Annotated in this window: 12 protein-coding genes; 7 read left to right on the top strand and 5 right to left on the bottom strand. The window is 46.7% G+C overall.

Annotation, left to right across the window (positions count from 1 at the left end; all coding sequences use genetic code 11):
• Positions 1–322: 322 nt before the first annotated feature.
• Positions 323–742 carry a type II toxin-antitoxin system VapC family toxin gene (locus tag QUA10_RS18190; RefSeq protein WP_333083825.1) on the bottom strand — a complete coding sequence of 140 codons (420 nt, stop codon included), beginning with the start codon at positions 740–742 and terminating at the stop codon, positions 323–325.
• Entirely contained in the window at positions 739–1,008 is a 270-nt protein-coding gene (locus QUA10_RS18185; protein ID WP_333083826.1) for a type II toxin-antitoxin system VapB family antitoxin, read from the bottom strand. Before QUA10_RS18185 ends, QUA10_RS18190 begins: the two co-directional genes overlap by 4 nt.
• A gap of 193 nt (positions 1,009–1,201) precedes the next feature.
• Here QUA10_RS18185 and QUA10_RS18180 point away from each other — a divergent pair, with 193 nt between their 5' ends.
• The 3 genes from QUA10_RS18180 (at position 1,202) to QUA10_RS18170 (ending at position 5,501) form a co-directional block, all read left to right on the top strand.
• Positions 1,202–4,417, top strand: a complete 3,216-nt coding sequence (locus tag QUA10_RS18180; protein ID WP_333083827.1) for a leucine-rich repeat domain-containing protein — start codon at positions 1,202–1,204, stop codon at positions 4,415–4,417.
• Positions 4,418–4,483: 66 nt separating this feature from the next.
• Positions 4,484–4,996 carry a dihydrofolate reductase family protein gene (locus QUA10_RS18175; RefSeq protein ID WP_333083828.1) on the top strand — a complete coding sequence of 171 codons (513 nt, stop codon included), beginning with the start codon at positions 4,484–4,486 and terminating at the stop codon, positions 4,994–4,996.
• A 232-nt stretch (positions 4,997–5,228) separates the two neighbouring features.
• Positions 5,229–5,501: a hypothetical protein gene (locus QUA10_RS18170; RefSeq protein ID WP_333086330.1), complete on the top strand. Its 273-nt coding sequence runs from the start codon at positions 5,229–5,231 to the stop codon at positions 5,499–5,501.
• An 83-nt stretch (positions 5,502–5,584) separates the two neighbouring features.
• On the opposite strand, the gene ileS is transcribed toward QUA10_RS18170, so the two are convergent.
• The 3 genes from ileS to QUA10_RS18155 all read right to left on the bottom strand — a co-directional run bounded on the left by ileS (position 5,585) and on the right by QUA10_RS18155 (position 10,216).
• On the bottom strand, positions 5,585–9,172 hold the full coding sequence (gene ileS, locus QUA10_RS18165) for an isoleucine--tRNA ligase (RefSeq protein ID WP_333083831.1): 3,588 nt from the start codon (positions 9,170–9,172) through the stop codon (positions 5,585–5,587).
• A gap of 264 nt (positions 9,173–9,436) precedes the next feature.
• Positions 9,437–9,601 carry a hypothetical protein gene (locus QUA10_RS18160; RefSeq protein ID WP_333083833.1) on the bottom strand — a complete coding sequence of 55 codons (165 nt, stop codon included), beginning with the start codon at positions 9,599–9,601 and terminating at the stop codon, positions 9,437–9,439.
• Positions 9,602–9,805: 204 nt separating this feature from the next.
• Positions 9,806–10,216 carry an Npun_F0494 family protein gene (locus QUA10_RS18155; RefSeq protein WP_333083835.1) on the bottom strand — a complete coding sequence of 137 codons (411 nt, stop codon included), beginning with the start codon at positions 10,214–10,216 and terminating at the stop codon, positions 9,806–9,808.
• Between the two features lie 656 nt (positions 10,217–10,872).
• Between QUA10_RS18155 and QUA10_RS18150 the strand changes: the two genes are divergently transcribed.
• The 4 genes from QUA10_RS18150 to QUA10_RS18135 all read left to right on the top strand — a co-directional run bounded on the left by QUA10_RS18150 (position 10,873) and on the right by QUA10_RS18135 (position 14,261).
• Positions 10,873–11,106: a hypothetical protein gene (locus QUA10_RS18150; RefSeq protein WP_333083836.1), complete on the top strand. Its 234-nt coding sequence runs from the start codon at positions 10,873–10,875 to the stop codon at positions 11,104–11,106.
• The gene (locus QUA10_RS18145) at positions 11,099–11,581 is read left to right on the top strand and encodes a hypothetical protein (RefSeq protein WP_333083837.1); all 483 of its coding nucleotides are present in this window, start codon (positions 11,099–11,101) and stop codon (positions 11,579–11,581) included. Before QUA10_RS18150 ends, QUA10_RS18145 begins: the two co-directional genes overlap by 8 nt.
• A 352-nt stretch (positions 11,582–11,933) precedes the next feature.
• Entirely contained in the window at positions 11,934–13,421 is a 1,488-nt protein-coding gene (locus tag QUA10_RS18140) for a catalase (protein ID WP_333083839.1), read from the top strand.
• Between the two features lie 399 nt (positions 13,422–13,820).
• Positions 13,821–14,261: a peroxiredoxin gene (locus tag QUA10_RS18135; protein WP_333083840.1), complete on the top strand. Its 441-nt coding sequence runs from the start codon at positions 13,821–13,823 to the stop codon at positions 14,259–14,261.
• Positions 14,262–14,649: the final 388 nt, after the last annotated feature.

The following is a 14,649-nucleotide window of genomic DNA, read 5'->3' as shown; positions in this document are numbered from 1 at the left end:
TTTCTTGGTAATTTACTTTCATACAATCGTCCTTTTGCTAGAAGTGCTATTGTAGCACATTTTTGGAGAAGTGGTATAACTTCCTATTCCCAGCTTATCACCCTTTGTCATCTGTTGAGAAAAAACATCATATTGAGGTTTATTATGTGTTTATATTTAGATTAGCTAAAGTTTAAGTAAGTAGGTATCATAGGCATAACTGAGCAACCCGGTTGATCGGGGTATTTCTCGCCACTAAACCAAAAACTCCTTACGATCGCCACCGCGAAAAAATCAATCGCATTATAGTTTTTCATCAAACCGATGATTAAATGGATTAAGTTTAAGAAAACCAGTTTTCGATTGCCAAGTCTTGAAAGTTTGCGTAATCAGCAACATTTCGTGTCACCAGAATCAGATTATTGACTTTAGCGATCGCTGCAATTTGCCCATCAGCATAAGACGGTGTAAGCCCGATCGGGATGAGTCTTGCTCGTTCTTTAGCGAACCACTCAGCCGCTTCTTGGGTGTAGGGCAAAATCGGTAATTTTACTTTCACTTCTTCCTGAAGATAAGCTTCGATCGCACGGCGACGCTTAGAATCTGGCATTCGATAACAGCCCAGCAGAACTTCATGCCAAACTATCGAGGCGATCGCAACTGTGGATTTTGCCTCAATTAGTTTAGTCATCACATTCGCATTCGGAAGAGGACGAACAGGTTCCGAGATAATGTTGGTATCGAGTAAATAACGCAGGGTCATTCAAAGATGACCTCGCGTCCTGCAAAAGTTCGATCGCGAACTTCTCCCCAAATTTCATCAGGATTTAAACCGAGTTCGTGCAGTTGATATTTTTCACGAAATGCACTGAGGGATTCTCCAAAGCTAAGTTCGAGATTCTGTGGCTGTTTGCGGCGTTGAATGTATTCGCGCAAGGCAATTTCAACTAGAGTCTCGAACTCAATTTCTCCCTCAAGTTCGATCGCCTCTTGCAGCAGTCCCGTATCCACATTCAGGCTCGTCACCATTGGCTTTCCTCTTTTAACGGTTATTTTATTATAGTTGTGATGTCTCGCTCAGAAACCGGGTTTTTGCCCAGAAGACGCATGACAGTGTAGAAACAAAAAAAACCCGGTTTCTTTGATTGTGACGCGCGGGCAACTCCCCACCAAGCGAAAATTCCTGTCATAATAAAATGAATCCTACCGAGAGACAAAGGGCATGACGAGAGAGGAGTTGTTGCAGTTAATCGACAAAGCCGCTTTGGAAGGTCAGACAGAATTGGATTTTGCGGGCTTGGGGTTGGAGGAATTGCCGCCGGAGATTCGCAAGTGCACGCAGCTTGAGACGTTGGTGTTGGGGAAGTGGGATGAGGAGAAAGAAGGATGGCTCGATAATAAGTTAACTGAGTTTCCGGATGCTGTTCTTCAATTAACCAACTTAAAAATACTTTCCCTCTGGAACAATCAGATCAGCCAAATTCCACAAGCGATCGGGCAACTTTCAAATCTAACACGGTTTGACCTCTGGAACAATCAAATTACCTCCATCCCAGAAGCGATCGGGCAACTGTCGAATCTGACACAGCTTGACCTCAGTAGCAATCAGATTACCTCCATCCCAAAAGCGATCGGGCAACTGTCGAATCTGACACAGCTTGACCTCAGTAGCAATCAGATTACCTCCATCCCAGAGGCGATCGGGCAACTGTCGAATCTGACACAGCTTGACCTCCATGGCAATCAGATTACCGAAATTCCAGAGGCGATCGGGCAACTGTCGAATCTGACAGAGCTTCACCTCATGCTCAATCAGATTACCGGAATTCCAGAGGCGATCGGGCAACTGTCGAATCTGACAAAGCTTCACCTCATGTTCAATCAGATTACCGAAATTCCAGAGGTGATCGGGCAACTGTCGAATCTGACAGAGCTTGACCTCACGATCAATCAGATTACCTCCATCCCAGAGGCGATCGCGCAACTGTCGAATCTGAGACTGCTTTTCCTCATTAACAATCAGATTACCTCCATCCCAGATGCGATCTGCAAACTGTCGAATCTGAGACTGCTTTTCCTCACTAACAATCAGATTACCTCCATCCCAGATGCGATCTGCAAACTGTCGAATCTGAGACATCTTGACCTCAGTAACAATCAGATTACAGCTATCCCAGAGGCGATCGGTCAACTGTCGAATCTGACAGAACTTAACCTCAGTAACAATCAGATTACAGCCATCCCAGAGGCGATCGCCCAACTGTCGAATCTGACAGAACTTAACCTCAGAAATAATCAGATTGAAAAAATTCCTGAATGCTGGGAAACACTGCCAAAACTTGAAAAACTCGACCTCCGCGGCAATCCCCTGCCCATTTCTCCAGAAGTCCTCGGCGACAAATATAAACCCGGTACTCCCGCTGACATCTTCAACTACCTCCGCCAACTCCGCAGCGGCGAAGTCCGCCCCCTCAACGAAGCCAAAGTCCACCTCGTCGGGCAAAGCAGCGTCGGAAAAACCTCCCTGATCAACCGCCTCATCGACAACAAATACAACCTCAACGAGCCCCAAACCGACGGACTCAACATCACAGACTGGAAAATTACAGTCAACACCCAACCGGTCAAACTCAACGTCTGGGACTTCGGCGGACAAGAAATCAACCACGCCACCCACCAATTTTTCCTTACCAAACGCAGCCTCTACCTCCTCGTGTGCAACTGCCGCACCAGCGAAGACGAAAACCGCCTCGAATACTGGCTGAAACTGATCGAAAGCTTTGGCGGCGCATCCCCCGTCATCCTCGTGGGCAACAAGTGCGACGAACAACCCCTGGATCTCAACCGCAAAGCCTGGCGCGACAAATATCCCAACATCAAAGCGATTATCGAAACCTCCTGCCAAAGCGGAACGGGAATAGACGAACTCCGCAGCGCCATCCACACGGAAATCTCCCAACTCAAAGAAGTCTACGATCCTTTGCGGCTAAGCTGGTTCCAAGTCAAGCAGCGCCTGGAAAACCTCGACAAAGACATCATCAGCATCAGCGAATACGCCACCATCTGCGCCAAAGAAAAAATCTTTGAAGAAACCGACCAAACCCAACTGATCGGACTGCTGCACAACCTGGGCATTGTCCTCAACTTCCGCGAACACCCCATCCTGCAATCCACCAACATCCTCAATCCCCACTGGGTGACTGAAGGCATCTATGCCCTCCTCAGCGACAACGAACTCAAAGTCAAAACCAAAGGCATTCTCACCTACGCCGACCTCAGCCGCATCCTCGACTCAAATAAATATCCCAGCCACCGCTACCACTGCCTCACCGGGTTGATGGGCGAATTTGAACTCTGCTTCCCCGTCAGCCATTGTCCCGCGCCGACTTTCCTCATCCCCGGCATCTTGCCGAAAGAACAACCGGAAAACACCGAACTCCAAGGCGACACCCTGGAATTTCAATATCACTACCGCATCCTCCCCGACAGCATCCTCTCGCGCTTCATCGTCCTCATGCACGAGAAAATCCACAACTGCACCCACTGGCGCACGGGGGTTATGCTGGAGTACACCGAAGGCGCTGAGGTGTACAACATCGCCCGGATCAAATCTGACCCGGAAGATGAGAAAATCTTCATTGCTGTTAGCGGGCGGGAATCGACGCGGCGTTCTTTTCTGAGTCTGATCCGCGATACGTTTAGCAAAATCCACAATTCTTTTGCGAATCTGGAAATCAGTCAATGGGTGCCGGTTCCGGGTTATCCCGATGCCGATCCGCTGGATTACGAGGAGTTGCTAGGATTGGAGGAGATGGGCGAGAATACGGTGCGCGTTGGCAAACTTAAACTTAAACTGGATTTGCGGCCGTTGCTGGATGGGTATGAGTCGATCGAACTTCGGCGCAGAAACCAAATGGGCGATCGAGAAATGGAAAAATACGGAAGAGAATATGACGACCTTGTAGATATCGCTAAACTAGCTGTTAGTAGACCAATTATTAATAAAGCCGAAGCAAAAATGACTCAAAATTCTTCTGAAACCCACAACTTTCAAGGTGCTTTTCAAGGTGCTAACTTTTCCGGCAATATCGGCGGTTCGTCGAACAGTGCCGAAGTTGCTGGCAATCAATCCCTGCAAAACAATAACACCAATACCGCCGAACTTTTCAAACTGATTTCCTCGATGCGTCAAACCGCCGATCAGTTTCCCGAAGACATCCGCGAGGGGATAATTATCGATATTGAAGATGTCGAAACCGAAATCAAGAAACCGGAAAATCAATGGAATAAAACTCGATTAAAGAAAAGCTTAACAGCTCTTGTAGCGGCGGGTACTGCGATCGGAGTTGGCATCGCTGGCGTGACTGATTTTGCTAATACGGCGATCGATGTGGGTCAAAAGCTGGGTATCGAACTCAAGCTACCGTCACGACACTAAATCATTTAAAATTAAGGTAGTTGGGGCGACGATAGCCCCAATTATTCCAAAAACCTGGGTTTTGCCATGCGTAAAATTGTACTATTCATTGCATCTAGTTTGGACGGTTATATCGCGCGATCGAATGGCGATATTGACTGGCTGTTTACAGACCAAAATTACGGTTATACTAAATTCTTAGATAGCATCGATACGGTTCTCATGGGTCGGAAAACTTACGAACAAGTTCTAACTTTTGGCGAGTATCCGTACCAGGAAAAAAAGAGTTATGTTTTTACGAAAAATCTAGATTTTCAAGCCACTTCTGATGTCGAAGTGGTAACAGATTTAGAGAATTTTGTCAATGATTTACGATTGCTTGAGGGCAAAAATATTTGGTTGGTGGGAGGTTCTCTGCTGATTCGTGATTTCCTGAATCAAAACTTTGTCAACGAAGTGATTCTCTCGGTTCATCCGCTTATTTTAGGCGAGGGAATTCCTTTATTTGTTAATCCCATAAATACTACAGCTTTGCAGTTAACTGGATGTCAGACATATAGTTCTGGTATGGTTCAGCTATCTTACGATGTTGCCACTTGAGGGCGATCGCAGTTGCTAAGTCGCTTGCCAAATATACCAATCCTCGCATCATTTGCATAATTATTGTAGGGGCAATCCCATGCCCGGTTGCCCGATAGATAGGGGGTAGGCACGGGGGCACTACCCCTACAAATTTATCTGAATCATTGAGGATTACTATACTGTCACTTGATTATCAAAAAACGTAAGATAAAACTTAGTGATTTGGCTGATGAGGAAATGTGTTTGCTACTTGTTGCTATTAATATCTTTTTTCTGGGCGCTTGCTGCTGAGGCATCTGTATGCCGCAATTATCAAGGGCGCGAGATTTGCATTGTCGATATCAAACGCAGTGCGAAAAACTATTGGGAATACAGGGTAATTCTGAGTGTTGATGGAGTTAAACAGCCTCTGGAAGTCTACAATTGCCGCGATCGCACTACAGTTAAGAAAGATGGAACTGTTTTGGCGTTTGGACAAAACAACCCTGGCGAAATCGTCTGCCGTTTTTTTAATCAGAAATAAGCAAATGAAGTTATTGTAAGGTGCGCTTCGGGCTGAATGTGGCTACCACAAACTCAAGAATTTTTCCCGAAGCGCCACCTACGTTAGAATTTGCCGTCTACTGCTGATACGCAGCGTTCGCAAATTAGCGGATGTTCGATCGACTCGCTGACATGAGTCGAGTAATTCCAGCAGCGATCGCACTTTTCCCCGTCTGCTTTCACTACACCAATCGCCAACTCGGGAGACTGATAACTGTACGGCAATTCTTGCAGGATTGCATTCGATTCTACCAGTTCCACTTCCGAAGTAATGAACAAATACCGCAGTTCGTCTACACCGTTGCCGGTCATTGTAGAATCGTGCCCTGCAGCTATGGAAGCAGGAATTTCGGGTTTGGGTTCGATCGCAATTACTTCTGCTTGCGGGATTTGGGGTGTTTCTACAAACACTTTTTCGGCTGGGGCTGTTTGTACGATCGCCTGTGTTTCTACAAGCACAAGCGTTCTATCTAATGCCGGTGCGAGGACGATCGCCTTGGTTTCTGCAAGTACAAGCGCCGTACTCCGGCCCACCACATCTGCTGTCAGGAAATCAATTTGTTCTGCAATTTTTTGACGGTTGGCGGCAAACAACAAGTGACGGAAAGCAAACCAGATTGTAAATAAGATGCCGACGACTTCAAAGAAGCCTCCCAACATCGGAATCTGATTCATCGTATCCAAAATCGCCAGCGTTACTCTGCCCGTTACTAACACAGAGGCTAACAGCCCAAGTGTTACCAAAACTTGTTGGTATTCTGTAAAAAAGTTGCCCGCGTATTCAGGCAAATTAGCTACAAACTCGGCGGCTTGATCTAAGATTGGCTGCGAATCTGAAGCAGACAGTTCAGGGACAGAATACTCTACTATCTGAGAAAGTCGATCGCCCTTTTCTATCGTTTCTGCCTCAACATAAACTGTGTTTTCTGTCAAGACTTTGGCAACTTTTGCCGCTTGTTCTTCCTGTTGATCTTGTGCTGCTTTTGCTTTCTCCTCTGCTGCTAACTCGATGACTGAATTTTGCGATCGCACATAATCCACCAATTCTTGGCTGCTGGGATTCAAAGCTTGCAATTGCTCTCTTTTCTCGACATCGGGAACGTACAATAAAACCTTAGCTTCCAAAGAAGAACCGATCGCCTTTTCCATCCGGGCTTTTTCCAAAACCTTGTTAACTTCACCGCGCACTTGCCGCAAATACTGCCAGCGAGTAGCCAATTCTGGATTGTGCCATGAAGCATCAATTTGTACCCAGCCCGCTTCAAACACGGACTTGTAAGGAGTCGGATAGGGAAGGTACTGCCAAATATCCTCAGCCATGTGACACAAAACAGGTGCGATCGCCCTTGCTAAATTCTCCACAGCAATTGCAATCACCGTCTGACAACTGCGGCGGCGAAGGGTATCTGTCGCGCTGATGTAAAGTCTGTCTTTGGCAATATCCAAGTAAAAATTCGACAAATCCACCGTGCAGAAATTCTGCACAGTTTGGAAAAATCGGGAAAATTGGAAGCTTTCAAAAGCATCTTGGACTTCCGCAAATACTTCGCACATTCTGTGCAGCATATAGCGATCGAGTTCCGGCAATTCCTCGTAAGCAACGGCATCTTTCGCCGGATCGAAGTCGTGCAAATTGCCCAGCAAAAACTTAGCTGTGTTGCGAATTTTGCGGTAAACATCCGACTGCTGTTTCAGAATATTTTTGCCCAACGGCACGTCTGCCGAGTAGTCTACCGAAGACACCCACAACCGCAAAACATCGGCTCCATATTCCTTAATTACGACTGCCGGATCGACGACATTGCCTTCAGATTTGCTCATCTTGCGGCCTTTTTCATCGAGCACAAAACCGTGAGTCAAAACTGTTTTGTAAGGAGCAACGCCGTTAGTTGCTACACTGGTCAGCAAGCTGGATTGAAACCAGCCGCGATGTTGGTCTGAACCTTCCAAATAAATATCAGCAGGATAGTTTAATTCCGATCGACCTTTGGCAACAGCCGCCCAGGAAGAACCCGAGTCAAACCACACATCCATCGTGTCGGTTCCCTTGCGGTAAGTGCGACCGTTATTGCGGTAAGATTCCGGCAGTAATTCGGCGATCGACAATTCCCACCAAGCATCCGAACCGCGTTCGGCAAAGATGGCTTGCACATGGGCGATCGTTTCTTCATTTAACAGCGGTTCGTTGGTTTCTTCGTCGTAGAATACGGGAATCGGAACGCCCCAAGTCCGCTGGCGGGAGATGCACCAATCCGATCGATCGCCCACCATGGCAGTAATCCGATTTTCCCCTTGGGCGGGAATCCAATTCACATCGGCGATCGCTTTTAAGGCTTCATCTCGGAACCCTTCAACCGAGGCAAACCACTGTTCCGTCGCCCGAAAAATAGTCGGCTTTTTCGTGCGCCAATCGTAAGGATAAGAGTGAGCGTAACTTTCCTCTTTAATCAAACAATTTGCTTCGGCAAGGGCATCAATCACTGCGGCATTGCCATTTCCGAGGACATTTAAACCTGCGAACTGTCCGGCTTCTGCGGTGAAATTTCCGTTCTCATCTACGGGCGTTAAAACTGGCAAACCGCAGCGTTTTCCTACTATAAAGTCTTCTTGTCCGTGGCCGGGTGCGGTGTGCACCAATCCGGTTCCTGAGTCAGCGGTAATGTAGTCACCACCGGCAACAATTGGACTTTCGCGATCGAACAGCGGGTGTTTATAGATGCAGCCTTCTAATTCTTTGCCTTTGAAGGTGGCAAGTATTTTTAATTCAGTGTTAAAAGTTGCCGACAGCCGATCGACCGCATCGACAGCTACTAACATAAATTGTTGTGCGATGTGGGAATTTGCCGGCGGTTCTACCACCGCATAAGTCAATTCGGGATTAACTGCGATCGCCAAGTTGGCCGGAATTGTCCAGGGGGTAGTCGTCCAAATCGCCGCCCAGAGGCTCGGCATATAGCGCTTGAGCTTCGTTTGCAAAGATTTTGACAATTTTCTCAGATGAAAGCCGACGTAGATGCTGCGCGACGTGTGGCCTTCTGGATATTCCAATTCGGCTTCGGCGAGGGCTGTTTTCGAGCTCGGACTCCAGTGAACCGGTTTGAAGCCTCGGTAGATGTAGCCTTTGAGCACCATTTGACCGAAAACGCCGATTTGAGCGGCTTCGTATTCGGGCTTCAGGGTTAAATACGGGTGTTCCCAGTCCCCCCAAACGCCGTAGCGCTGGAAGGATTCGCGCTGCTGTTCCATCGTTTGCTGCGCGAAGGCGGCGGCTTTGCGGCGGAGTTCGATCGGCGTAAGATTGAGCCGCTCCTCCGATTTCATGTTCTGCAATACTTTAAGTTCGATCGGCAATCCATGACAATCCCAACCGGGCACGTAGCGGACTTTTTTGCCCCGCAGCATTTGGTAGCGGTTGATAAAGTCTTTGAGGATTTTGTTGAGGGCGTGGCCGATGTGGAGTTGTCCGTTGGCGTAGGGTGGCCCGTCGTGCAGGATGAACAAGTCGCCTGGGTTATTTTCCGAAAGGCGATCGTAGATTTCTTGATCGGCCCAAAATTGTTGCAATTCTGGTTCGCGCTTGACGGCGTTGGCGCGCATATCAAACTTGGTCTTGGGCAGGTTTACCGTATCTTTGTAAGATTTAGCTTCCATTTTTGAGAAACGTTTTATGTAGTTAGTTGTTAGTAGTTAGCGGTTATTTGAAAGATGATATCAAGTCCGGTTAAATAATCATAATTAAGTTTGTAGTGACAACTTTAGTCATCTCTCGTCATTGAAGAGCTGACAACCAGATATTTTAGTATAGGCGATCGACCGCACATTTGATCGGAGCAAATCCGTAGGGCGATCTCTCTTCTCCCTCCTCCGCGCCCTCTGCGCCCTCTGCGGTTAAATCATTCATAAATCGAGGTGGCGCTACTGAGTCAGCCAACTGAACATTTCAGCGACGGTGAGATTAAAGGATTCGGCAAAGGTTGGAACGGGGATGCGATCGCCCGGTTCTTCAAAAACTGCTATGGTGCGATCGCGGTCTAACTCGTTTGACGGCGAGTCCGACAGGGATTGAAATCCCTGTCTCATAGCGCAAGTCCTCTGCAAGAGGACTGAGGAGGTTGATTAACGTGCAATGCGAAACTCAACATCGAGTTAATTTGAGACTTGCAGTCGGTTTTCTGCGAAACTCAACATCGAATTGAATTGACACTTGCAGTCGGTTTTAACCGACTTTCGCTATGAGACAGGGAATTCATTCCCTGTCGGACTGTAGCAGCAAGCGAGAAAAGGTCATAGAAATAGTCCGAACCCGCGGCTGACGGCATTTCCCATACGATCGCACAAAGACGCGGCCGGCACTCCCTGTCCTTCCTGTTCCCATTTTTCCACGAGTTGGCGGCCCAGGGGCGTGAGGCGAAAACTGTCGGTAATGCCTTGTCCGTCTACTTCCCGTCGCAGTACGCCGACTTGGATCAGCCACAGCAGGGAATTTTCGGCTGCGAGTTCGGATACGGGCGATCGCGTGTAGCCGCTTTCGACACCGGAATTTGAGGCGATCGCAGTTAGGAAAACGCTGTTATCGCGGATGGTCTGGAAGAAGTGTAATTGAAAAGGGGAACAGCGGACGGCGCGATCGGCTCTTTTGACAGTGCGATCGGGATAACTAATAGATTTAAACGCTTCGGATGGGATAAAAGTCATTGAGAGAACCTCTGAATAGGCACTATAGCGATTCTAAATAAATTGTGTAATTTTTGTAGGGGCAAACCCCCCGTGGTTGCCCCGATCCGTGGGGGGTAGGCACGGGGGCACTACCCCTACATATTTTTACAACTGATTTAGGATTGCTATATATTTTTTATGATTGCAGATTTAGAGTCAAATTTGAGTCATGAAAATTATACAAAATTTTCTACAGGCTTTAAAGCGAAATAAATATTTTTAGGAATCAAGTTTTCTGAGTTAATAATTATTTGAAGCTTTTTTGTCTTCAAAACTCATAATTTGGGAGAATTAATTAATAGAAATATGACTGAAATCAACTTCAGATTCATAGGATATATCACCCACTAACTCAATAGCCTCTTTGAGTTTATCAAGAGATTTTTCGGGAGTATTACCTTGCCCCAAAAAACATTTTTTCCACAGAAATAAACCAAACTATCGGAACTTTTTATGACGAGCGCAGTGTAAAAATCTATCGGATTTTACCTGAAAAATTAAAGATAGATATTATACAGATAGCTGGCTGTATACTATAAATCAAGGACAAGCGTCTTGTCCGATTGCGGCAACACCCGGACAAGACGACTGACTACTCCAAATGTTGAAACAACCAACAAGGGAGCATATTAATTATGTCACAACCTCGGTATCATGACGAAAAAAACGAGACGCGTCATGCAGCTACAAGCGAAGAGGCTTGCACTAATATGGAAGAAAAATACGGTTGGCAGCTTAAAAATGTAGAAGAGACTGGCAATTCTATTTTGAGCGTTGATTGCATTTTTGAGGGAAATTGCGAGTTTCCGCCGTCGCCAATGGACTTGAGTCAAGGTGATTACCTGAAGGAGAGAAAAGAAAATGCGTAAATACATTATTTTCCGAGCAGACAAAGGCGAACTGGAAAAATACCGTTCACTCACCGAAACAAAAGTAGGAGAAAGCTTTTACCGAGTAGCTAATGCCGGATCGGTTAAGTCATTAATTGGGACAATAGCCGAGCATTATGACTCTAGTGGTAAGCCATCCCCAGCACCGGGCTATCGTTTAACCGAAAGCGTTGTTGTCGAGGGTGCGATCGATCCAATGTTTCCCAGTGCATCAACTCATTTCAGAGACAGCGGCTGGGAAGTTGTGAAAGTTCACGAATACACTCCTGAAATTCCCGCCCCCTATGGTGCAGAGTTTGACTCAATTTGTATTTGCTATTGCGCTTACAAACCACTAGAAAATACTCCACTCAAGCAATATGAGCGATCGCCCGTCACCCTTGATTCATTCGGAGGCGATCGCACAGCTTACGATCGCTGGCTAGAGTCCCAAAAACAACCGACTGAAGTTTAATTAATAAGGCTTACCCACAGCTAATCAGAACCGGGTTTTTTGCCCAGAAGACGCATTACAGCGCGCCGAAATCTAAAAAACCCGGTTTCTTTGCTTTTGATGTGTAAGTCCCGATTAAATCAACTCACCTCGCCCGGTTTATAGAAACCGTACACAAAGAAACCAAATAATCAGCTTTTTTTCTAAAAAAAACAATGTATAAATTAATCATATTTAATTGGTAAATTAGTTTTAATTGATTCAGTAAATTTTGAAAACACACCAATAATATAACACCCGATCGCCCATCTGAGAATTACCACCGCAGAAACACCAGGGCCCCAGAAAGGTATAGAATACTTAGGATGCAGCAATGGATTTACCCACTATGACCGAAGACAAAACATTGACAACCGCTAGCGGAATTCCGGTTGCAGATAACCAGAATTCCTTGACAGCAGGTGAACGCGGGCCTATCCTCATGCAGGATTTTCACCTGATGGAAAAACTGGCTCACTTCAACCGGGAACGCATTCCTGAGCGCGTTGTCCATGCCAAAGGAGCCGCTGCATTTGGCACGTTCACCGTCACCCATGACATTACTCGCTACACCAAAGCTCAGCTATTCTCAGAAGTTGGCAAAGAAACTCAAGTTCTCCTCCGCTTCTCTACGGTAGGCGGCGAACAAGGTTCAGCGGATGCCGAACGTGACCCCAGAGGTTTTTCGATGAAGTTCTACACTGAAGAAGGAAACTGGGATTTAGTAGGCAACAACACCCCTGTTTTCTTCATCCGCGATCCGCTCAAATTCCCTGATTTGATCCACACCCAAAAGCGCCATCCCCAAACGCATCTCAAAGATGCTGACGCAAAGTGGGATTTCTGGTCGCTGAGTCCAGAAGCTTTGCATCAAATAACTATTCTGTTTTCCGATCGCGGTACGCCGAAAAACCACCGCCACATGGACGGTTTTGGCAGCCATACGTTCAGCCTCATCAACGCTCAAGGCGAACGGGTTTGGTGCAAATTCCACTTCAAAACCATGCAAGGTATTGAAAATTTCACCGCCGAAGAAGCGACGCAGATCAAAGGCAAAGACCCCGATCATGCCACTCGTGACTTGTTTGAGGCGATCGACCAAGGTAATTATCCCAAATGGCGGTTTTGCATTCAAGTAATGACTGAAGCCCAAGCCGCCGAGTATCGCGAAAGCCCCTTTGACTTAACAAAAGTGTGGAAGCACTCAGAGTTTCCGTTAATTGACGTGGGAATTCTTGAACTCAATCGCAATCCACAAAACTTTTTTGCTGAGGTAGAACAGGCGGCATTTTCTCCTTCTAATGTCGTTCCAGGTATTAGCTTCTCTCCCGACAAAGTGCTGCAATCTCGCATCATGTCTTATCCAGATGCTCAACGCTACCGTCTCGGTGCAAACTATCAGCAATTGCCCGTCAATCAACCAAAGTGCCCGGTGATGCACTATCAACGGGATGGCGCAATGGCACCGGGTAACAACGGTGGTAGCGGGCCGAACTACGAACCCAACAGCCACGAGGATGCGCCGAAGCAAAACTGTGTTTATGCTGACCCAGCTTGGGACTTAGGAAATGTCAAAGTCGATCGCTACGATCACCGTAAGGGCAATGACGATTATACCCAAGCAGGAGACCTTTATCGCTTGATGAAACCCGACGCACAGCAGCGGCTTATAGCTAACATTGTGGAAAGTTTGAGTGCAGCAAAACCGGAGATTCAGATGCGCCAACTGTGCCATTTTTTCCGAGCCGATCCGAATTACGGCCGCCAAGTTGCAGAAGGTTTAGGAATTGCGATCGATCCGTCTATGATGCCCGCTGCTTAACCGGTTGGTGTGTAGAATCCGCGAACATTCAATTAGACATCTGCTTTTTAGTAGATGTCTATTCTCACATCTTGCACTATTGTCGCGGAACAGGCTTTCCGGCCTGTTCCACAAGAAAATCTACTCTTTGTGGAACAGACCGGAAAGCCTATTAAAAAAAGAATTATTGACCATGGTGCAATATCTCAGTATTGAAACTATGCGTGTAATAGGCACTCTTACCCCGCGTCTTAGGTACAAGTTAAATGCAGTAAAGGTTAACGTCATGGAGTTGGGGGCGATTAAGAGCGGGATAGCTTCGCTTCACGCGATTTTTAACAAAGGTCTCTTGTAAAGCGACAGAACCCACTAAAATAAGTTGAGGAACTGCAAGAAAAACCAAACAAGGGAAACAAAACTATGACATTACCAGTTGGGTGCGCTGCCCCTCAATTTACCGCCAAAGACACCAACGGCAAAACCGTCTCCCTCTCCGAATTCGCCGGTAAAACCGTAATCTTGTATTTCTACCCCAAAGATGACACTCCAGGCTGCACCAGACAAGCCCAAAGCTTCAAAGCAGCCCATGAAGAATACAAAGGCAAAGATATAGTAGTTCTCGGTGTCAGCCGAGACAACGAAGAATCGCACCAAAAGTTCACAGAGAAATACGGTTTACCTTTTCAGCTATTAGCAGATGTTGATGGCACGATTACCAAAGCTTACGATGTCGAGAAAGGCGATTATGCCAAGCGCGTTACTTTCGTCATCGACGGTACTGGCAAAATCATTCAAGTTTATGAGGGCGAAACCATGAAAGTTGACACTCACGCTCAAGATATTCTTGTCACCATAGTTTAGTCGAAGTTTAGCCGATCGCACTAACACTCCTGCACGCACCAAACGGCTAAAAACCCGGTTCCTTCCTAAGATGCCTCGTTGCTATAGGCAATCTTCTCCTAGGAACCGGGTTTTTTTCGTAAGTCCTGACTCAGCCAGTGATATCATTTCCGGTTACACTCATACATGATGTTGACTGTTGACGGTTGACTGTTGACGCCGTGAACCGTCAACCGTCAACAGTCAACAGTCAACTCGAATTTACTATTCCGATGCTAACGCATTTGATATGAGGGGTCAAAGGTACAGGGGGAACCAACTTACTCAAACTAAATTCTTTCCCTCAAAACTTACACCACAAATCCGCTTAAACAGGCATATATTCGGTTAAGGTGCTTATTCTACGCCT

The sequence above is a fragment of the Microcoleus sp. Pol8_D6 genome, assembly GCF_036700965.1.
In the GTDB taxonomy this organism is placed as follows: Bacteria; Cyanobacteriota; Cyanobacteriia; order Cyanobacteriales; family Microcoleaceae; genus Microcoleus.
This window is presented reverse-complemented; position numbering and strand designations above follow the sequence as displayed.

Coding starts and splice junctions, on each gene's coding strand:
- QUA10_RS18190 (WP_333083825.1), bottom strand. CDS start 742: ATGACCCTGCGTTATTTACTCGATACCAACATTATCTCGGAACCTGTT.
- QUA10_RS18185 (WP_333083826.1), bottom strand. CDS start 1,008: ATGGTGACGAGCCTGAATGTGGATACGGGACTGCTGCAAGAGGCGATC.
- QUA10_RS18180 (WP_333083827.1), top strand. CDS start 1,202: ATGACGAGAGAGGAGTTGTTGCAGTTAATCGACAAAGCCGCTTTGGAA.
- QUA10_RS18175 (WP_333083828.1), top strand. CDS start 4,484: ATGCGTAAAATTGTACTATTCATTGCATCTAGTTTGGACGGTTATATC.
- ileS (WP_333083831.1), bottom strand. CDS start 9,172: ATGGAAGCTAAATCTTACAAAGATACGGTAAACCTGCCCAAGACCAAG.
- QUA10_RS18160 (WP_333083833.1), bottom strand. CDS start 9,601: ATGAGACAGGGATTTCAATCCCTGTCGGACTCGCCGTCAAACGAGTTA.
- QUA10_RS18155 (WP_333083835.1), bottom strand. CDS start 10,216: ATGACTTTTATCCCATCCGAAGCGTTTAAATCTATTAGTTATCCCGAT.
- QUA10_RS18150 (WP_333083836.1), top strand. CDS start 10,873: ATGTCACAACCTCGGTATCATGACGAAAAAAACGAGACGCGTCATGCA.
- QUA10_RS18145 (WP_333083837.1), top strand. CDS start 11,099: ATGCGTAAATACATTATTTTCCGAGCAGACAAAGGCGAACTGGAAAAA.
- QUA10_RS18140 (WP_333083839.1), top strand. CDS start 11,934: ATGGATTTACCCACTATGACCGAAGACAAAACATTGACAACCGCTAGC.
- QUA10_RS18135 (WP_333083840.1), top strand. CDS start 13,821: ATGACATTACCAGTTGGGTGCGCTGCCCCTCAATTTACCGCCAAAGAC.